At 41.8% G+C, this 19242-nt stretch carries 16 protein-coding genes and 2 pseudogenes; 13 read left to right on the top strand and 5 right to left on the bottom strand.

Annotation, left to right across the window (positions count from 1 at the left end; all coding sequences use genetic code 11):
- The first annotated feature begins 853 nt into the window (after nucleotides 1-853).
- The 9 genes and pseudogenes from V7K21_RS12240 to ureG all read left to right on the top strand — a co-directional run bounded on the left by V7K21_RS12240 (nucleotide 854) and on the right by ureG (nucleotide 10246).
- Complete coding sequence (locus tag V7K21_RS12240; RefSeq protein WP_335174519.1) at nucleotides 854-3430, top strand: sensor histidine kinase; 2577 nt, start codon at nucleotides 854-856, stop codon at nucleotides 3428-3430.
- 63 nt (nucleotides 3431-3493) lie between these two features.
- Nucleotides 3494-5260, top strand: a complete 1767-nt coding sequence (locus tag V7K21_RS12235; protein ID WP_335174517.1) for a PAS domain-containing sensor histidine kinase — start codon at nucleotides 3494-3496, stop codon at nucleotides 5258-5260.
- Nucleotides 5220-5429, top strand: coding sequence for a hypothetical protein (locus V7K21_RS12230; RefSeq protein ID WP_335174570.1), 210 nt, complete (start codon nucleotides 5220-5222; stop codon nucleotides 5427-5429). The genes V7K21_RS12235 and V7K21_RS12230 overlap by 41 nt, the downstream gene beginning before the upstream one ends.
- 20 nt (nucleotides 5430-5449) lie before the next feature.
- Nucleotides 5450-5638 (top strand): hypothetical protein, encoded by a 189-nt coding sequence (locus tag V7K21_RS12225; protein WP_335174515.1) that lies wholly within the window; start codon nucleotides 5450-5452, stop codon nucleotides 5636-5638.
- Nucleotides 5578-5826: pseudogene (locus V7K21_RS12220) on the top strand (DUF1304 family protein). The gene V7K21_RS12225 and the pseudogene V7K21_RS12220 overlap by 61 nt, the downstream one beginning before the upstream one ends.
- A gap of 140 nt (nucleotides 5827-5966) precedes the next feature.
- Entirely contained in the window at nucleotides 5967-8153 is a 2187-nt protein-coding gene (locus V7K21_RS12215; RefSeq protein WP_335174513.1) for a patatin-like phospholipase family protein, read from the top strand.
- Between the two features lie 134 nt (nucleotides 8154-8287).
- The gene (ureE, locus tag V7K21_RS12210) at nucleotides 8288-8734 is read left to right on the top strand and encodes an urease accessory protein UreE (protein ID WP_335174511.1); all 447 of its coding nucleotides are present in this window, start codon (nucleotides 8288-8290) and stop codon (nucleotides 8732-8734) included.
- Complete coding sequence (locus V7K21_RS12205; protein ID WP_335174509.1) at nucleotides 8709-9401, top strand: urease accessory protein UreF; 693 nt, start codon at nucleotides 8709-8711, stop codon at nucleotides 9399-9401. Before ureE ends, V7K21_RS12205 begins: the two co-directional genes overlap by 26 nt.
- 248 nt (nucleotides 9402-9649) lie before the next feature.
- A complete protein-coding gene (ureG, locus tag V7K21_RS12200; RefSeq protein ID WP_335174507.1) occupies nucleotides 9650-10246 on the top strand; it encodes an urease accessory protein UreG in 597 nt (198 codons plus the stop codon).
- A gap of 146 nt (nucleotides 10247-10392) precedes the next feature.
- Here the strand turns inward: ureG and V7K21_RS12195 are convergent, their stop codons facing one another.
- Entirely contained in the window at nucleotides 10393-12279 is a 1887-nt protein-coding gene (locus V7K21_RS12195; protein ID WP_335174505.1) for an ABC transporter ATP-binding protein, read from the bottom strand.
- Nucleotides 12280-13053: 774 nt separating this feature from the next.
- Between V7K21_RS12195 and V7K21_RS12190 the strand changes: the two genes are divergently transcribed.
- Together V7K21_RS12190 and V7K21_RS12185 are read left to right on the top strand one after the other, a co-directional pair.
- Nucleotides 13054-13284, top strand: a complete 231-nt coding sequence (locus V7K21_RS12190; RefSeq protein WP_335174568.1) for a hypothetical protein — start codon at nucleotides 13054-13056, stop codon at nucleotides 13282-13284.
- Complete coding sequence (locus tag V7K21_RS12185; RefSeq protein ID WP_335174503.1) at nucleotides 13259-13510, top strand: type II toxin-antitoxin system RelE/ParE family toxin; 252 nt, start codon at nucleotides 13259-13261, stop codon at nucleotides 13508-13510. Before V7K21_RS12190 ends, V7K21_RS12185 begins: the two co-directional genes overlap by 26 nt.
- Before the next feature lie 243 nt (nucleotides 13511-13753).
- Here the strand turns inward: V7K21_RS12185 and V7K21_RS12180 are convergent, their stop codons facing one another.
- A complete protein-coding gene (locus V7K21_RS12180; protein WP_335174501.1) occupies nucleotides 13754-14329 on the bottom strand; it encodes a single-stranded DNA-binding protein in 576 nt (191 codons plus the stop codon).
- A gap of 295 nt (nucleotides 14330-14624) precedes the next feature.
- Nucleotides 14625-15881 (bottom strand): FAD-dependent oxidoreductase, encoded by a 1257-nt coding sequence (locus V7K21_RS12175; RefSeq protein WP_335174499.1) that lies wholly within the window; start codon nucleotides 15879-15881, stop codon nucleotides 14625-14627.
- Between the two features lie 174 nt (nucleotides 15882-16055).
- On the opposite strand from V7K21_RS12175, the gene V7K21_RS12170 reads away from it, so the two are divergent.
- Nucleotides 16056-17366, top strand: coding sequence for an ABC transporter ATP-binding protein (locus V7K21_RS12170; protein WP_335174497.1), 1311 nt, complete (start codon nucleotides 16056-16058; stop codon nucleotides 17364-17366).
- A gap of 84 nt (nucleotides 17367-17450) precedes the next feature.
- Here V7K21_RS12170 and V7K21_RS12165 read toward each other — a convergent pair whose 3' ends face one another.
- Both V7K21_RS12165 and V7K21_RS12160 read right to left on the bottom strand, forming a co-directional pair.
- Complete coding sequence (locus tag V7K21_RS12165; protein ID WP_335174495.1) at nucleotides 17451-17723, bottom strand: DUF5615 family PIN-like protein; 273 nt, start codon at nucleotides 17721-17723, stop codon at nucleotides 17451-17453.
- Between the two features lie 14 nt (nucleotides 17724-17737).
- Entirely contained in the window at nucleotides 17738-17968 is a 231-nt protein-coding gene (locus V7K21_RS12160; protein ID WP_292870922.1) for a DUF433 domain-containing protein, read from the bottom strand.
- A 749-nt stretch (nucleotides 17969-18717) separates the two neighbouring features.
- Between V7K21_RS12160 and V7K21_RS12155 the strand changes: the two are divergent.
- Nucleotides 18718-19149, top strand: a pseudogene (locus V7K21_RS12155) (AAA-like domain-containing protein); the annotation flags it as partial.
- Nucleotides 19150-19242: the final 93 nt, after the last annotated feature.

Genomic DNA, 19242 nt, shown 5'->3' with positions numbered 1-19242 from the left:
TACCCATTTTTCGTTTTTGCTATTGGTAACTCTGTTTATTTTTTTAGATAAAACTAGATTAAATCTATTGATAAACTACTTTCTATCTGATTATTGCGATCAAAGTTGGCTATATCAATTTTTTACAGCTTTTTTCATCTATTTAAACCACAATCCCTTGTAGAGTTGCACAGATGTGCATCGGTGTCAACTTAAGCTAAAACTTTTTTAAAACTTCGTTAAAACCTCGTTTCTAGCCTCTGGCTAGAAATGCTCTTTCATTGCGGTGCCGCTAGTCTTGAGGCAGAGCCTCTCATTAGGCCTTATTGCTGGTATATTCCATTTTCTGCTCTCAAGGATGAGATAGTTTTCCGGCGGTTTTTGGAAGCGCTAGCCTGGGCTATTCATGAAATTCAATCATCACGATATAGTCCCATCATTATTGTCTTTAAAATAGCGTCAGTGTAAAGTTATAAGAGCTAATTTAAAACTAGCAGCGTCTTGAAAAGTGTCGTTGATCACTATTTATAACTAACTTTTTCATCATTTTTTCCTCACGTGGGAAAATGGTTCACCCGATTGGGGGAATGCGATCGCCTCATCAGGAACTAATCTGAAAGAAGGCGCTGTTTTTATTCTGTTATATCATGTCCGGTAAATGACTTGTGATTTCTGCGTGACCTCTCAAGACCAGCGCCTCCCCTAGTAAAGCAGGGGAATCTCTAGCTTTAGCTAGAAGCGAGGTGAGGTTCTTTTATTATGGGCAATTCAGCGGACACGATATTAGCGATTATGCCTACAGAATCAAAACTGTTAAGTTGATTATTCTGGCTTTTAATTGTACATCAATAGCTTGCTATCAAAGGGTCAAAGAGTGGATGAAACCGTTGTAACATCGCTGTATACACCAAATTGCCAGCAAGAGGCTATTAACTTGCTCTCAAAACTTGCTGTCAATTTACCAGGAATAATTTTCCAAGTTCTGCAACAGCAGGATGGTTCTGTCTTTGTCCCTTATGTTAGTTCTGGTTGTCAATATTTGTCTGAAATAGAACCAGAAGCGGTACAGGCAGACTTTCGGGTGCTATACAAACTGATTCATCCACAGGATATAAAAGCCTTTACAGAATCTATTGCTGTTTGTAGTACAAATCTTACACCTTGGCATTGGCAAGGTCGGCTCATTACGCCTAGTGGCATTAAGTGGATTCAAGGGACTTCGCAAGCCGAATTACAAGGTAACGGCGATTTTCTTTGGAATGGCTTGGTTATAGATATTACAGACCGAAAACTAGCCGAAGAAAAATTGCTTGAGAGTGAGGCGCGGTATAAAGCAATTTTGGATGCTATCCCCGATTTGATGTTTCGCATTAGCCGCGATGGCGAGTATCTAGATTTAAAAAGTGAGGGAGCAAATCTCACTCTTACCAGAGAAGAAATAGTTGGGAAACATGTGCAAGAGTTATTGCCTAGTGATGTTGCAACGATTAGCCTGGAAGCGATCGCTAAAACTTTAGATACTGGAACTTTGCAAACTTGTGAATATCAGCTACCAACGCCTTTGGGAGTCAGAGATTATGAGGCGCGGTTGGTAGTCAGTGGTGAAGATGAGGTACTAGCAATTGTGCGAGATATCACAGATCGCAAACAAGCAGAAATCAGCTTACAAAATCTTGCCCAAAAATTTGCTAAAGCTTTTAGTTGCAGTCCCGATTCAATTACGATTAGCACAATCCAAGAAGGACGCTTCATCGAAGTTAACGACAGTTTTGTGGAACTCTCTGGTTATGAGCGAGATGAAGCGATTGGTAAAACTTCTTTTGAGTTAGATATTTGGGTACACGATCGCGATCGCCTAAAGTTGGTGCAGGAGTTGCAAGACACAGGAGTGGCTCGTAACTTGGAAGTTGAATTTCGGCAAAAGTCTGGTGAGATAATTACAGCAATACTTTCAGCCGAAGTTATTGATTTGGATGGTAACAAGAGCATCCTAGCAGTACATCACGACATTACAGAACGCAAACAGGTAGAAGCGCAATTACGCCTATCAGCACAACGTGATCGCTTGTTGGCAGAAACCCTAGTGCGAATTCGGTCTTCGCTTAACTTAGACCAAATTCTCCAAACCACCGTGACGGAAGTCAGGCAATTTCTGCAAGCAGATCGAGTTTTCATTAGTTTAAATAATGCTAATTTAGGAGTCAGAACTCTTGCCGAATCAGTAGATCGCAAGTATCCATCAGTCTCCGGTTGGTCTACTAATGATGAAGCTTATCTACAAGAAATAAGAAACTTACTAAAAGATAATCTTGTGCGTGTCTTTGAAGACATAACGCAAATGGCAGTATCTCCCAAAGTAAGAGCGCACTGTCGAAAATTCCAAACGAAGGCTAGTTTGGCTGTACCAATTATGCTAGGTGACGAATTATTTGGGGCGTTAATTGCCAATCAATGCTCAGGTTCGCGTCATTGGCAGCCAATAGAAATTGATTTATTACAGCAGATGTCAGAACAGGTAGCGATCGCTATTCAGCAAAGCCAGATATGCCAAAAACTGGCAGAACTTAACACTAATTTAGAACACCAAGTAGAAGAACGGACAGCACAGTTGCAGCAGAAAATGCAAGAAGTTGAAAAATTGCATCGCGTCAAAGATGTTGTTTTGCATACAGTTGCCCACGATTTACGAACTTCAGTGATGGGTAACTTGATGGTGTTAAAGAATTTGTTAAATCACGGAGTGGAGAGTGGGGAAGAGGTAGAGGGGCAGGGAGCAGGGAGCAGAGAGGAAAGAGGTAATTTTTTATTCTCCCCATTGCCCTCTGCCCCCCGCTCCCCTGCCTCTTCCCAATCCCCAATTCCAGTATCTCGCTCAATAATCGAGCGGATGATTCAAGGCAACGATCGCCAACTAACGATGATTAACTCATTGCTAGAAATTAATTCCTGTGAAAAACAGGGTATTGACATCAAACTCGAACCTGTGCAATTTAGCAACCTACTGGGAGGAACATTCGCCCAGTTGGAACCCATATTGACACAAAATCAAGCGACTCTGAAGAACTTGGTTCCCGCAGATTTACCGTTAGTAATGGCAGATGGGACTCTGTTGCAGAAAGTTTTGGCAAATTTAGTAGCACATAGCTTGCAAAATAATCCACCAGGATTAAATTTTATTCTGAGTGCCACTGTTGAGGCAGGAATGATTCGCATTCAGATTCAAGATAACGGTGTGGGAATGAGTAAACTAGAGTGCGATCGCCTCTTCGATTTGCATGTCCGTGATCCCCAAGACTGTTGTTCCACAAGCATTGGCTTAAAAATGTATCTTTGTCGGAAAGTTATTAAGGCACATGGCGGCGAAATCGGTGTTACTAATAACCGCAAGCGCGGGTTAACTTTCTGGTTTACATTACCTCTGTTCACTTCATCCGCAACAAATCGCCCATAAATCACCAAAAAATGAGAGGGTGTTATTTATGGCAATGTTGAGTAAGGGAAACACCCTCAAAGTATGGGCAAAGTTGCTCGGATGCTAATGGCTACTCCATTTACAACAGTGCAAAGCTGGTGGAGAAAAACCTTTTCTGCACCAACAAGAGATGAAACCACTACTTTTTACAGAACTTGGCGTAACCGTTTTTTGTGGCAGAGATTACGTTTATGGTTATGGCTGGCGCTGATCTGTCTGTTGTCTTTTACTTTACGAGACATTTACGGCTTGTTTTTCCCTTTTCAAGAGTTGGAGAAGCTGCCAGAAGTACTTAGAACTCAACGCCTTGTAATCAATATTGCAATGCTCCTGAGTATACTGATCTGCTTTGCTTTACACAAAACTAAATTAGGTCATGAGCGTCCAGATTTATTATTTTTGGGGTCTTCTTGGTCAATTAGTTTAGCATCGCAGTTGTTTGCAACTCTTAGAGGTTTCGCACTACCCGATACCATCGGCTGGTCACTACTGTTCTTGAGCCAAGCTGTGTTGATGCCTGTCTGCTGGATTATTCACTTGCTGACTCAAGTGAGTGTGTTGGTTTACTATTTTGGTGTGAATACGGCACTTGGGCTAAAAACACCAATCCCCGAACACCCAGAAATATATAATGTAACCTTGATATTATACATTTTTTGGTTTTGTATTATATGTGACATCGGTGTTTATCTATATGATCGCCTGCAACGTTCTGAGTTTTACGCCCGTCAAGAACTGGAATCTGCCTACCAAAAACTCAAGGTTGCAGAAGTTAAATATCGCAGCATTTTTGAAAACGCTGTTGAAGGGATTTTTCAAAGCAGTCCCGATGGACGTTATATTACAGCAAATCCGGCTTTAGCACGCATTTATGGCTACTCTTTCGCGGAAGAGGTGACAGCAAATTTCACTGATATAGAACATCAACTGTATATTGATCCGAACCGTCGGGCAGAATTTGTGCGCCTGATGGAAAAGTATGGCAGTGTTTCTGAGTTTGAGTCCCAAATTTATCGCCGAGACGGGAGTATTGTCTGGATTTCAGAAAAAGCCTATGCAGTGCTTGACGAACAAGGAAAACTGCTTTATTACGAAGGTTTGATTGAAGACATTACCCAGCGCAAACAAACTGAAGAAGAACTACGAGTATTTTTCCATGCAGTTTCTCACGACTTACGCAACCCAGTGCTGGGTACTTTAATGGTGCTGAAAAATTTGCTTGCACGTCCAGAGGATAATATTTCGATTTCCCGCTCCATTTTAGAGCGGATGATTCAAAGTAGCGATCGCCAACTTAACTTAATTAATTCCTTAATGGAAGCTCATGTCAGCGAAGTACAAGGTGTTGTTTTACAAAGTCAAGCCGTACAATTACTGAGAGTTGTCGAAGCTGCGATCGCTGATTTAGAGCCATTGCTAGCACAAAATCAAGCCAAGCTGACAAATCTGGTGTCCGCAGATTTGCCCTTAGTGAATGCTGATCCTACGCAACTATGGCGAGTTTTTTCTAACTTAATTGTTAATGCTCTGAAACATAATCCCCCTGGATTGGTCTTGACAATCAACGCTATTCGTAAAGATGACAAAATTTATTGTACTGTTAGTGATAACGGCGTGGGAATTAGTCAACAACAAAGCGATCGGCTTTTTGACCTTTACTTTCGGGGTGCAAGTATCCGCAATTCCGTAAGTTTGGGATTGGGCTTGTATTTATGTAAGCAAATCATCAATGCTCACGGCGGCGAAATTGGTGTGAATAGTGCATTGAATGCAGGGGCAACTTTCTGGTTTACCTTACCTATTAGCTGACGGCGATGGCTACGCTGACGCCTCTGGCGATCGCACTTTCCAATACAGTATGATTTTATGCGAAGTCTACGACGCACTACGTCTGCGCTCCTTAAAAATTGTTCATCTCTTCATTACAGTAAATTTACGTAAATTTACCCTAATAACTTACGACTTATCAAAGAATTAAATTCTAGGAGGACAGTAATCATGGAAACAGTTATCAAGATACTTATAGGTATTATTGCATTAATATATACTGCTTTTCTTGTACAGATGTTTTTCTGGAATACAGAGTTTGTTCAAGAAAAAATAGTCGGAGATTTACTCCAGAACAAATTTTTGCAATTCTGGCTCACAATCAAGGGTTATACAACGGGTTTATTGCTGCTGGTTTAATCTGGGGATTATTTTGTTCGCAGATGTTTCCATAATTTAAGGCTTCTTGGATTTGGATTTACTTTTTAATTTGTATGGCGATCGCTGGGATTTTTGGCAGCATTAGCCTGCAATGTCCAACAGCATTTTTAATTCTATCAGTACCTGCAATATTGGCTTTAGTGCTTTTAGGATTGCGGAAAGGTTGAATAGAATTTAATAATAATTATTTAGTCATTCCGAAAAAAAGAAACAGATAGAACAACAAAATCTGAGTAAAAATAGCGATATTATTTCATTATCAAGTTTGGAATCTAGTTACAAAACAATAAGAAGTTGAGGGTTAAATATGAAAAAAATTATCTGGTTTTTGCCAGTGTTGGTAGTTCTAGCAACATGGCTACCAAGTTCCGATGCTGTCTGGAAATATCTTTTCTTCTTGCGCCTGCCTATTTTGATGGGTTTATTCCTTCTGCTTCTCCCTAAACTTGCCAAGGATTGGCTGCCAGCCATGTTGAAAAATCTATTTGTACTTCGCAGCAAGTGGCAACTGGCAGTCGTAATTGTGAGCGCAATTGGAGCCGGAACATCAGTAATTTCAGTTGCAGCGATCATTCTAGATAACGCACCAGCTCGCTTTGATGTACCACCAACAATAGAAATTTCGGAATTTTGGCAATATGGAATAGCTATTGCCTTAAGTTTATACATTTGCATTATCGCCTTTGATCTCTCCCAAGAGAAGCTGAACAACAAGGAAAGATGGTGGGGAGCATTTGTAGGTGCGGTATTGGGAATTGGGCTACTATTTATTATTAGTTTTATCAGAGACTGGTTAAGCTCAAATGATTTATTAAAAAAGATACTTGCTGATATCGTTTCTTTCGTAGGGAAACATAATACATTTGGTTATATTAATCCTCAAACAGGTGAATTGAGTGCGGGACATCTGACAGCAATTGCTTATCTTCTAATTGGAGTAGTTATCTATATTACAGTTGGTTTACGTTTTAACCCCAAATCAGAAACAAATCGACCTGAAGCGCCAGCACTCCTATATGTGCTACTTATCATATCGATGGTGACACTTTTCTATGGAGGTGCAACATTCTATTTAGATTACTTTCGGATTCCTGTACTAATTTTATTTATTGCTTTCTCAGCTATTAGCTATATTGCATTTGATGTTAATCACTTTTTTCCAGTCAATCAGTTCAAGGATAGTGAAGATAAAAAGAGAGACAATAGGGATTCAACTAATTTCCAAGAAGTGCTAGAAAAGCGTCTCAAACATCAAGAGGGAGAACGAACTTTAGTGATTATTTGTGCTAGTGGTGGTGGAATTCAAGCAGCAGGATGGACAGTGCAAGTGTTAAGTGGTCTCCAAGAATTATTAGGAGAGTCATTTACCAAAGCAATTGGCTTGATTAGTGCTGTCTCAGGCGGTTCAGTAGGGACAATGTACTATCTAGATCGCTTTAATAAAGATGGCTTTTTAGAAGAGAGCGAACAGGAAATATCTAACAAAATCAATAGTTTTTATGCTGCTACTAAAGATAGTTTAGATGCCGTTGGTTGGGGTTTTGTTTATTTGGACTTATGGCGATTCATCGGATTTCCATTCATTGTTCCCCCAAAGTGTGATCGTGGTAGAGCAGTTGAGATAGACTGGCAGGGTGAAATGAAGGAACCAAAAAAGATAAAAACCTTTGGAACCTGGCGAAAACAGATTTTTGATGGCGAAATTCCTATTCCTGTATTCAATGCAACTTTAGTCGAAAATGGCTGGCGATTTCTGATGACTCCAGTAACATTTGGGCGGGCTCCTGAGAAAAAGTATATAGACTTTAATACTCTTTATAAAGCCTATGATATGAATGTTGTAACGGCTGCAAGACTATCAGCAACTTTTCCCTATGTATCTCCTATCTGTCGCAGCAGTGTAAACATCCCAAATCAGCAGAATTATCACGTTGCTGATGGGGGCTATTTCGATAATTCTGGCTTTGTAACGGCAGCCGAATGGCTGGATGAACAGCTTAATGAATGGTCAAAAACTGAAAATAGTTTAAATGTAAAACGAGTCCTTATATTGCAAATCAATCCTTTTCCTAAATCTGATTCAACAGAAAACGTGCAGGGAGAAAACGTGCAGGGGAATGGAGGCTGGTTTATGGCGACTATAGGGCCATTACTGGCAATGTTCAAGGTACGCGATCCGGTTTTAGCATCTCGAAATGCAAAGGAAGCAGATTTACTGGCCAAAAAATGGGAGAACAAGAAGGTAGATATCCAATACTTTCCCATTTTCTTCCCCTTGGAAGCTGAAATACGTGCAAAATTTCTTACATCTGAATTTTACAAAGATGGTCGGTATCGTCCTCCTTTATCCTGGAAGTTAACTGATAGAGAGAAGCAAGCTATTCAAGATGGTTGGGAGGCGATAAAAACAGGAGAGAACATTCAAAAAATTAAACAACTGTGGCACAAAACTTGGAATATGCCAAATTCCACAGACCCTACACCAGAAGATTAACTACTTGCTTATGGAGTGCGTAGCAAACTTTAAAAGCAGGGGTACGAGCGTCACTCAAAGGATTGCAGGTGACAGGGAATAGGAAGGTGCTAATTAGAATCATAATGAAAAGCGGAAGTTCAGACGAAACTTTTATGCTGACATTTACCCAACTTAAACCACCTAATCTTGATGCCGCAGTCACCTTTACTCTGGCGCTGACAGCAGAAGAACGTACCCGCAGCCGTCATCGTTTTGAAACAGAAGATTGTAAAGTTGTGTTTTTACATCTACCCAGAGGAACTGTCTTACACGATGGCGATATTCTGCAAGAAGAAACCCATAGCAGTTTAATCAGAATTACTGCCAAACCAGAACTAGTGCTGACTGCTTTTGCCCAAACACCACTTTTATTACTACGGGCGGCATACCATCTGGGAAATCGCCATGTACCTGTAGAAATTACTCAGACTTATTTACGCTTGTCCTCAGATTCTGTTTTACGCACAATGTTGGAACAATTGGGGTTAGAAGTTAAAGAAGAAATTTTACCGTTTCAGCCAGAATTGGGAGCTTATGGACAACACCATCATGCTCACTGATAGCCATTTTTTGAGTATTTTGCAGCTGGCTAGCCCCGCTTTGCCAGTGGGAGCATATAGCTATTCTGAAGGCTTGGAAATGCTGGTAGAAAATGGTACGATCGCTAACCAGACACATCTCAAAGATTGGTTAAAAGCAGAGTTACTCTCCGGGGCAATTCGACTAGAGGCAGCAGTGATGGTACGATCGCAGCAAGCTGCAAAAATGGGTGATATTGAGTCGCTATGCCGTTGGAATCTATGGTTATCTGCTGCTAGGGAAACAGAAGAGTTACGCGCCTCTAGTTGGCAGATGGGGCGATCGCTCATCCAATTACTTGGTAAACTAGAACCGCAGATTGTGCCTATTGCCAATGCTGTAGGTAATCCTTGCAATTATGCGATCGCTTTTGGCATTGCCGTTGCCCATTGGCAAATCAGTATCAAAGCCGCATTACTCGGATATCTGCATAGTTGGGCAAGTAATTTGATTACTGCTGGCGTCAAACTTATCCCTCTTGGACAAACAGCAGGACAGCAGTTATTGCTAGATTTGCAACCATTATTTAGCACTGCGGCGTTAGAAATTTTAGCGTTGCAGGATGATGAACTCGCCTGTTGTAGTTGGGGTTTGTCGCTGGCGAGTATGCAGCATGAAACACAGTATACAAGGTTGTTTAGGAGTTAGGGCACAGAAGAATTTTAGATTTTAAATTTTGGATTAAATAGGACTTAAAAAAAACCTCTCAAACTCTTATTCCTCCGTGTTCTGTGCGTCCTCTGTGGTAGCCTGTGGTAAGCCCTATGTGTTCCCTCCTTTATGCCGGGGAACCCGTCCACCGGACTGGCTCACCGCTTTGCGTCTACAATTTTCCGTTACCTGTGCGTAAGTCCTGTTAAACAATCTAAAATCTAAAATTCAAAATGGTGTGAGTTATGAATGCATTTCGAGTGGGAGTTGCTGGCCCCGTGGGTTCAGGGAAGACGGCTTTGGTGGATGCTTTATGTAAGGGATTGCGTGAGCAGTATCAGATTGCGGTGGTGACAAATGATATTTATACTCAAGAGGATGCTCAGTTTTTAGTCCGTTCTCAGGCATTGGTAAGCGATCGCATTTTGGGTGTAGAGACTGGTGGTTGTCCTCATACTGCTATCCGCGAAGATGCTTCGATGAATTTGGCGGCAATTGAACAGTTAGAAGAACGTTTTATCGATTTAGATTTAGTATTTTTGGAAAGTGGCGGCGATAATTTGGCTGCTACTTTTAGTCCAGAATTGGTGGATTTAACGATTTACGTTATCGATGTTGCGGCTGGTGATAAAATTCCCCGCAAAGGTGGCCCCGGCATTACTAAGTCTGATTTGTTAGTGATTAACAAAACTGACCTTGCTCCCTATGTCGGTGCAGATTTAAGTGTGATGCAACGAGATGCTAAAAAAATGCGCGGCGATAAACCTTTTATTTTTACTAATTTAAAAACTCAGTCTGGACTTGCAGATGTAATTAACTTTGTTTGCACAAATATCTGTTAAAAAAGAAAATGATCATGAGGCAACCAGGGCGAATAGAATTCGCGGCTACACAAACAGGCTTTCCTGCGTGGGCTAAGAGAAAATCAAGCTTTTATAACCCACGAAGATGGGTAAAGCCTCGTATAGATACGGTTTCTAACCGCTTTCTATAAAGCCCGTAGATGACGACTTCGCACGCGTTCAGCACTACCAGTAGGAATTGCAGCAATTAATTTTTGCGTGTATTCCTCTTTGGGTTCCAGATAAATACTTTCGGCTGTCCCTTCTTCAACAATTTGACCGCGATTCATAACTAAAATGCGATCGCTCATAAATTTAACCACACTTAAATCGTGAGAAATAAAAATATAAGTAAGCTGAAAGTCCGACTGTAATTCTTTGAGAAGATTTAATACCTGCGCCTGTACTGAAACATCCAGCGCTGAAACTGATTCATCGCAGATAATAAATTTAGGATTTAACGCCAAAGAACGGGCTATGCAAATCCGCTGACGTTGACCGCCAGAAAACTGATGAGGATAGCGGTTGATCGCATCTGCACTCAACCCCACCCGTTCTAAAAGTTCGGCTACTCGCTGGCGTCGTTGTTGCTTGGTCTTACCAACAGAGTGAATTAACAATGGTTCCATCACCGCGTCCCCGACCTTCATCCGTGGGTCAAGAGAACTGAAAGGATTTTGGAAAACTATTTGCATTTCCCGCCGCAGTTTTTGCAACGGTTCTCCTTTGAGGCTAGTAATATCTTGTTTCTCAAAGATAATCTCACCACTCATCGGTTCAATTAATCGCAGTAAGGTTCTACCAAGGGTGGTTTTACCGCAACCAGATTCTCCCACCAAACCTAGTGTTTCCCCTGGTTTGACATCAAAGGAAACGCCATTGACTGCCATATTGTAGCGTTTTGTACCACCAAACACCCCGCGCACCGGAAAAGCAACTTTCAGGTTGCGGATTTGCAGCAGGGGTTCCTTCTGATTGAAGCTTGTCAATCTTGCAGCAATCTCTTCAGTGGTGACTTCTGTGGGTTGTGCGGGTTCTTTCGCCTGAATTACTACTTGTCCCGTTGGTGTCTCTTCTGCACTCATGTAGTCAGAAACGGTGAGTAATTTTTGGGGACGGCGGTCAAGTGTGGGGCGGCAGGCTATCAAACCTTTAGTATATGGATGCTTGGGACTGCTGAAAATTTGCCGAGAAGTACCAGATTCGACAACTTTGCCTTTATACATCACCGCTACTTGGTCAGCAATTTCCGAAATTAGCCCCAAGTCGTGGGTGATGAAAATCATTGCCATGTCACGGCTTTGTTGCAATTCTCGGATTAACTCCAAAATTGTTGCTTGCACCGTCACATCCAAGGCTGTGGTTGGTTCATCTGCGATTAAGATTAATGGGTTGCAAGAAATTGCCATTGCAATCATCACCCGTTGCAACTGACCCCCAGAAAGTTCATGAGGGTAGCGTTCCAGCATGGCTTCTTTGTGTTCCCTAACCAACTGTGACAACTTTGATGGTTGTGGTTTCGATGAATTGCTGTTGGTTTGAGGCCAAGTTTCGATATACTGCTGCTGTATCTCCTCATCACTAGGTAGAAGTTTTACCTCTTGCAGACCTGCGATCGCAATTTGTCGTGCTTGGGCTGCTGATACATTCTGATGCCGCATAATCGCTTCTGTTAGCTGAAACCCAATGTTATAAACTGGATTGAGCGAACTCATCGGTTCTTGAAAAATCATGGCGATGTCGCCACCCCGGTGTAACTGCATTTGCTCAGAAGGCAATTTTACCAAATCGATGGGGTTGGCATTCTCCTGCGGACGAAACCAGATTTCACCGCCACTAACTATACCGGGAGTTTGCAACAAACCCATCACAGCTAGGGCTGTCACTGATTTACCACTCCCCGATTCTCCTACTATTCCTAGAGTCTCACCTCGATGCAGCCCAAAGGAAATACCATCCAAAGCTCTGTTAATGTTGCCATCACTGGGAAATTCAACTTGGAGATTGCGAACCTCTAGGACAGTTTCTCTCATAGGAGTTGGGTAGGAAATTATAACTTAAAATTATTTGATTTTAACAATAGTTTTAGTGTATACGTGGGTAAATTTGGTTTTTAGATTCCTTGGCAGTTTTTCACTGTTTAGACTTTAACCACAATTGACATTGCATACTTCCACAATATACACGCATCTGCGATGTAGAACCGCCTGTGATTTAGGAAAATTGCGCTCATTGCCCTAAAAAATCCTCCAATAGAGGAGTGGTACTGAATTAAAAATAAAGGTAGAAAAGAATACATTTGTAAATACTTATTTAAAAGTGGACAGGATTTAGCCGAGATGTTTGCAATTTCGGCTTAATGCTATTCTGGGTTTAAAAATTTCTTGGTTGCAGGTTTGAGCGATTAGTCTTGCAGGTGGTTACAAATAATAATGCGTAAAATTTATTCAGAATCCATGTAATCGATACAAGCAACTCTGACTCACGGTCAACAACTATAAAGATAGGAGTTGACCTGACACTGAGAGGAGGTTTACCTAAGTCTAAATAAGTAGTTACGCCCTTAACTGTTAGATACAACACTTAAGGGTTTATTTTATTGTTTATCGCAACGCCGAGATGAAGAAAGGTTAATGCCCTGGCGATCGCTAATTGCTACTTCTACCCTCCAGAAACATTTGTCGCCACTACGCCCAATATAATATCCTATTTTTGCATAAATTGTCTAAATGCAAGAGGCTGAGGCTTTGGATTTAGAGATTAAAATAGAGTTAGTAAAGGTAGAGTTTACTTTATTAGGAGGTTCTATGATGACTTTACAAGAAATTATTAATTCTATTGAAAGTTTGCCCACAGAAGATCGAGAGTATTTATTTGAGTTTCTTCGCCAACAACGAATTGAGAATCGGCGGGTTGAAATTTTGGCTAATGCTCAGGAAGTGATGCAGGCTTTTAAAGATGGCACTGTTCATAGAGGAAGCGTTGATGATTTGATCGCTGATTTACTAGGAGATGATGATGGAAGTTGTCTGGAGTAGTGGATTTAAGCGGTCTTTTAGGAAAATTACAAAGACAAACCCTCAATTAAAGAATCAAATTGTTAAGGTATTAAGGCTTTTGGCAGATGATCCATTTACACCGTCTTTGAAGTCTCATAAGTTAACAGGAAAATTAGCGGGTTTGTGGTCTTGTTCTGTTGCTTATGATTGTAGAATTATCTTTAATTTATCTGAGGATGAGACTTTGTTAGAAATGGTTATTTGATTGATTGATATTGGCAGCCATGATGAAGTTTATTAAATTGAAAAAGAGAGGCTGAAGCTTGTGATTTAGAGATTAAAATTCTCTATCCCTAACTGATCAATAGCTAAACTAAGCGATGTCTCACGACAAGACGCAAAGCTCAACGCAAACAAAAAAATAGCACATCCTTTAGGATGGCTATTTGTAGAAATTGTCTAGTCGTAATGTTAGTTAGCAAATTGAATACACGCTCAACTACCAACTTTAGAAAGGAATATCATCTGGATCTGGTTCTTCCTCTTTCACTGCTGGATAAGTGGTTCGCTCATAATTTGTGGGTTGGGGTACGGGTTCGTAAGTTTTCGTTTGGGGAGCAACGCCAACAGGATTTGTCGCTGGAGTAGGCGCTGGACGTGGCGACTCGTAAGTGGTAACCTCTTTCTGTGGAGGACGAGATGCTGAAGATGGTTGTCGGGGAGCAGTTTCAGTAAATGATGGAGTTACAGTTGCTGAGGGCAATGGATCAGTATTAAAACTACCTCCAACAGATTGAATTTGTTGTACTGTCAATTCAGCACGTTTTTCTTTAAAACCTTCTTGACGATCAACAGTATTCATACTTAAACGTCCTACCAAGATGACGCGATCGCCTTGGTGGTAGTTTTGCTGAATTTCTGTCGCTAAATTCCCCCAGCCGACAACTTTCAGGGTGGCTGGCGGATCTTCTGGTTTCTGGGAATTGGGAAACTGCACCAGCATTTCTGTGACTCCCAGATTATCCGCTGTATAGCGGAGTTGTGGCTCGTTTATAATTTCCACCATCAAAACGCAGCTGTTCATTAAAATTACTCCTGACTGCAAAAAGTACTGATTGAAAAAGAAGGGGTTTTTCTATGTAGTGTCAATTAATATCTAAATATGTTTAATTGTTTGCATTTTTTAATAATGTTTGAACAAATTTTCTACATCCACTCTGAGTTTTTAGTCCTTTTTAGCATAAAAGCCAAGCGATCGCTTTGAACAGCATTGAGTATGCCGCTCGCCACCCTCGCCTGACTAAATGAGCATTTAATTCTGTATAGAGTAGTATAATTGTACCATTTACTGAGGAAATATCAAAAATTCTCAGCAAAAATTAAGTTTTGACGTGAACTGGAAAAACACCCAAGGCGATTAACCTGGCTGGTAGGTCGCGCAAGATGGGTAAGCGCAAAAATGCAGGTGGTACAAAAGTGCGATTTGAGGTGAGAACCGAGGCCAACACCCGCTTTTGGACAAAAGTTTGAAACGCCTGAATGATACGTGTAGGCAACTCGCGTTGACGTTGTACTTTTGCTAAGTCACTAAGTTGTACTTCTCGGTTTTTGAGCGGTTTGCTGAGTACATTCGCCGCGACTACAGCATCTTGAATCGCGTAATTAATCCCAACTCCACCAACGGGGGACATTATATGAGCCGCATCACCGATGAGTAGCAGTCCCGGACGATACCAGCGTTTGACACGGCTGGACTCGACTGAGAGAAAAGCTATTTGTGACCAATCATGTAAATTTTGGATACGTTGCTGGAATTTTGGCACCACTTCGCCAACAGATTTTTTTAATTCCTCTAAACCCGCAGCCCTTAGTTGTTGATAGCCTCCTTTAGGAATAACATAGGCAAGTTGCCACTCATCACCACGGTCAAGCATGGCGATTAACTTACCCTGACCAAAGCGCCCCATTCCCCCTTCAGGGTCTTCTGGCTGACGCGGTAGGCGAAACCAGAGGACATCCATTGGCGGCGAAGTTTCGATCGACTCAAACTCACCCAGGTGGCGTAAACGTGAGTGGCGACCGTCTGCACCAACTGTCAGTATTGCCCGAATTTCATGCCAACCACCGCCTCCTCGATAGCGGACACCCTGAATCACACCATTTTCGGCAATTAATTCCTGCACATTCGCACCCATCACCAGATGAAAACTAGGATATTTTTGCGCTTCTTGGGTGATGAACTCCAGGAATTTTACCTGGGGAAGCATTGTAATGTAGGGATAATCGGTTTTCAGATGACTAAAATCTGCGAATGTGACAGTATCTTGAGGAGTTTGAATACTAATTTGGCGCATTTTGCTATGGGGAAGTTTTAGCAAGCGATCGCTAAGTCCCAATTCCTCCATAATTTCCATCACCGATGGATGAATCGTATCGCCACGAAAGTCGCGATCCAAGTCTTTGTGTGCTTCCAGCAGGATCACAGAAATGCCTTGACGCGCTAACAACAGCGCCAATACTGCGCCTGCTGGCCCTCCACCCACAATGCAACAATCTGTAGTTTGTACGTCTACAATGTCATGGACAGGGTTAATGCTTGGGTCTTGGGAAAGATTTTTAGGTACATCGGTAGTCATAACAACACCTCCTAACAGCCCTAAAATTCAGAATAGTTTGCTTTTTATGGTAAAAGCTGTTTTTTTAACTTTTCGTATTTAGATAGAACGTGTATTATGGGCGCTAAAGTGTCATTAGTCATTAGTCCCTTTTTCAAGCCAATGCCCAATATTCAATGACAATAATTAACAGTTGTGTCTCAAGTTATTTTAGAAAACGTTTATAAAAGTTTTTCCTCGCGTAAAGGGGAAAGTGTTATCTCACAAACCCAATCTCCTCTCACACTTGCGGAAAAAACTGACGTAGCGCCACGTGCGGAAAGTGTCAATGTCTTGCGGCGGATTAACCTGACGATCGCAGATGGCGAATTTATGGTGCTGGTGGGCCCTTCTGGTTGTGGTAAAAGCACCCTACTGCGGTTAATCGCCGGGTTAGAAGTGATGACTGGCGGTAATATCTGGGTAGGCGATCGCTTGATCAATGACTTACCACCCAAGGAACGCGACATTGCAATGGTGTTTCAAAATTATGCCCTCTATCCTCACATGACGGTGTATGACAACATCGCTTTTGGGTTACGTCGCAGGGGAAGCAGGGGAGCAGAGGAGCAGAGGAGCAGAGGAGAAAATACTCCTTATTTTCGGGCGTGGGCAGAAAATCTTTTTGTGGGGGCGACAAGAAAGTTACCTAAAGGATTGCGCTACATTTCTGACAAGGAACGGGCAGTCAATGAGCAGGTGCGTAGTGTTGCTCAACTGTTGCAAATCGAAACATTGCTGAATCGCTTACCTAAACAGCTATCTGGGGGACAAAGACAACGGGTTGCATTGGGACGAGCGATCGCGCGTGACCCTCAAGTATTTTTAATGGATGAACCGCTTTCTAACTTAGATGCTAAACTGCGGGCAGAAACCCGCGCCCAAATTGTCAAATTGCAGCGCCAATTGGGGACAACAACAATTTACGTCACCCATGACCAAACAGAAGCGATGACAATGGGCGATCGCATTGCAATTATGTCCGAGGGTAAAATTCAGCAAGTTGCTTCTCCCCTAGAACTTTACAACCGCCCTGCCAACCTTTTTGTCGCAGAGTTCATTGGTTCACCACCGATGAATTTTATTTCTGTAGAATTTCATGCCCCGCAGTTGATTACTCATTCCCAGTTTCGTTTCACCCTGCCAGAAGTCTGGGGAAAAGCTTTACAAAAATATGATGGGAAAACTCTAATTTTAGGTATTCGCCCAGAACACTTGAATTTGAGTATGCCTGCCACCAAAAATCTACCAGTGCAAGTAGATTTGGTAGAAAATCTCGGCAACGATTCCTTTCTCGCTGTTAAGATTGCCGAACCGGGATCTAAACCTGCCACTACAGCCAATTACCTACAAGTGCGAATCCCACCAGATCGATTTGTACAAGTTCGCGAGCAACTTTGGTTATCTCTAACTCTAGAGAAAATTCACTTTTTTGACCCGGAAACTGAGTTAGCGATATTTCCCTAAAACTATCCGCGCCTAATTGGTAGAATACGCACTCTGGATTGGGTTTGATCAACAGTAACCAATGCGCCTGTCTCTAGTGAAGACTCAAACTGATTCAGGGCTGAAATGATTAGATTTTCGATACTGTTCGGCAAAACATCCTGGGTACGAACCCTGAATGACACTGGGAGTATCGACACCTGTCGCAGCTAGTAGGGAGCCGAAGTCTAAATCGTGAGTAAAGACGATATATCCATTAGTTCTTGCCCACTCCATAATTATTGAATCTTTCTCACGGCGATCGCCAACAGTAGACCAGTGAACAGCAGTAATATTGTACCTCTTAAAAACCGCAACCCAATCAGGGGAAAGGTTCATATCAATCAAAATTTTCATGCACTTTTGAGAGGAACTTCAATCTCTTCAACCCGCCATGCAGCATAGGCAAGTGCTTCATAGATGTCGGCTTCTTCAAGGTAGGGATATGCTTTGAGAATGTCGCTATTACTGTGTCCAGATGCCATTAATCCGACGATAGTACCAACAGTGATACGCATTCCTCGAATACAGGGTTTACCGCCCATGACTTCAGGATTACGAGTAATTCTAGTGAGATTTTGCATAATTTTTGTAGAATGGGAGTAAGGTTATGGGATTGAGAAACCAAAAATGGCTGTGTCAATCTTTTTTATCATTGAACTCTTACCACCTTCCAGGCTAACTGATTGCTAATCTTCACTTAAGGATAATTGTAGCGACTGTTTTAAAAGTCAAGCGACGCCGAATAGCCCGCACCTGTGTACTTGATCGCGGTGCAACAAAGTTTGAAGTACTCCAACACGACATTTAAGTACCTCAACACGACTTTGAAGTACCTCAACATGACTTTGGAGTACCTCAACACGACTTTGGAGTACCTCAACACGACTTTGAAGTACCTCAACACGACTTTGAAGTACCTCAACACGACTTTGGAGTACCTCAACACGATGTTGAAGTACCTCAACACGACTTTGAAGTACCTCAACACGATGTTGAAGTACCTCAACACGACTTTGGAGTACCTCAACACGACTTCGAGGTATCTGTTGCTTATATAGCAGTCCTAAATCATTCGTGAGAATTTGAGATCGTTTTAACCCCCTTGTAGTCCTGCTTTGTTAAGGGGGGACGGCTCAGACATTGAGATCAAAAGTGCGATGCCTGCTCTGGGCTACGCGATCGCCTAATATTGTAGGTTAGGTTGTAGCTTGCTTCTCTTAATTGGTAAATCAAAATTTTTATGCACTTATGAACGAAACTTCAGCCTTCAAGTAGTATATTGTGTCTTAATTGACATATCACCTGGGTATTACCCATGTATAATATGACTATGAATTCGCCTGTTCCCCAAGATTATCAATATCAATTTGGTGGTAGTCTTCCTGCTAATGCACCTACCTACGTCACACGCAAAGCTGATGCAGATTTGTATCAGGCTGTGAAAGCTGGAGAGTTTTGTTTTGTCCTCAACTCTCGACAAATGGGAAAATCCAGTTTGCGTGTCCGCACAATGCAAAGGTTACAGGGTGAAGGAATTGCTTGTGTATCTATTGATTTAACCGCAATTGGGACATCAGGGCTAAAGTCTGAACAATGGTATTCTGGGATTATTGATACTATTGCTGGTTCGGAAAGTTTAAACTTAGGTGAGCAGTTTGATATAGATGAGTTATGGTCAGAAAATTCCCGGTTTTCTGATGTGCAGATTTTTGGGAAGTTTATTGACAAATTACTCAAATTAGTTTCCACACAGATTGTTATTTTGTATCCGCTCAGAAAACCGGGGCAGGGAGAAAAAAGTAAGTAAGTGCGTCGTAGAATATGAAACATGACGCAACAATCATCACCAGATCAA

The sequence above is a fragment of the Nostoc sp. genome (assembly GCF_036919595.1).
Lineage (GTDB): Bacteria > Cyanobacteriota > Cyanobacteriia > Cyanobacteriales > Nostocaceae > Nostoc.
Note: the sequence above shows the minus strand (reverse complement) of the source record. Positions and strands in the feature narration are given on the sequence as shown.

What these genes read in the sequence shown, in the direction of transcription:
- V7K21_RS12195 (WP_335174505.1), bottom strand. Translation starts at nt 12,279, where the DNA reads ATGAGAGAAACTGTCCTAGAGGTTCGCAATCTCCAAGTTGAATTTCCC.
- V7K21_RS12175 (WP_335174499.1), bottom strand. Translation starts at nt 15,881, where the DNA reads ATGACTACCGATGTACCTAAAAATCTTTCCCAAGACCCAAGCATTAAC.
- V7K21_RS12185 (WP_335174503.1), top strand. Translation starts at nt 13,259, where the DNA reads ATGATGATGGAAGTTGTCTGGAGTAGTGGATTTAAGCGGTCTTTTAGG.
- V7K21_RS12215 (WP_335174513.1), top strand. Translation starts at nt 5,967, where the DNA reads ATGAAAAAAATTATCTGGTTTTTGCCAGTGTTGGTAGTTCTAGCAACA.
- V7K21_RS12230 (WP_335174570.1), top strand. Translation starts at nt 5,220, where the DNA reads ATGCAGGGGCAACTTTCTGGTTTACCTTACCTATTAGCTGACGGCGAT.
- V7K21_RS12160 (WP_292870922.1), bottom strand. Translation starts at nt 17,968, where the DNA reads ATGCAAAATCTCACTAGAATTACTCGTAATCCTGAAGTCATGGGCGGT.
- V7K21_RS12180 (WP_335174501.1), bottom strand. Translation starts at nt 14,329, where the DNA reads ATGAACAGCTGCGTTTTGATGGTGGAAATTATAAACGAGCCACAACTC.
- V7K21_RS12225 (WP_335174515.1), top strand. Translation starts at nt 5,450, where the DNA reads ATGGAAACAGTTATCAAGATACTTATAGGTATTATTGCATTAATATAT.
- V7K21_RS12165 (WP_335174495.1), bottom strand. Translation starts at nt 17,723, where the DNA reads ATGAACCTTTCCCCTGATTGGGTTGCGGTTTTTAAGAGGTACAATATT.
- ureG (WP_335174507.1), top strand. Translation starts at nt 9,650, where the DNA reads ATGAATGCATTTCGAGTGGGAGTTGCTGGCCCCGTGGGTTCAGGGAAG.
- ureE (WP_335174511.1), top strand. Translation starts at nt 8,288, where the DNA reads ATGCTGACATTTACCCAACTTAAACCACCTAATCTTGATGCCGCAGTC.
- V7K21_RS12205 (WP_335174509.1), top strand. Translation starts at nt 8,709, where the DNA reads ATGGACAACACCATCATGCTCACTGATAGCCATTTTTTGAGTATTTTG.
- V7K21_RS12235 (WP_335174517.1), top strand. Translation starts at nt 3,494, where the DNA reads ATGGGCAAAGTTGCTCGGATGCTAATGGCTACTCCATTTACAACAGTG.
- V7K21_RS12190 (WP_335174568.1), top strand. Translation starts at nt 13,054, where the DNA reads ATGATGACTTTACAAGAAATTATTAATTCTATTGAAAGTTTGCCCACA.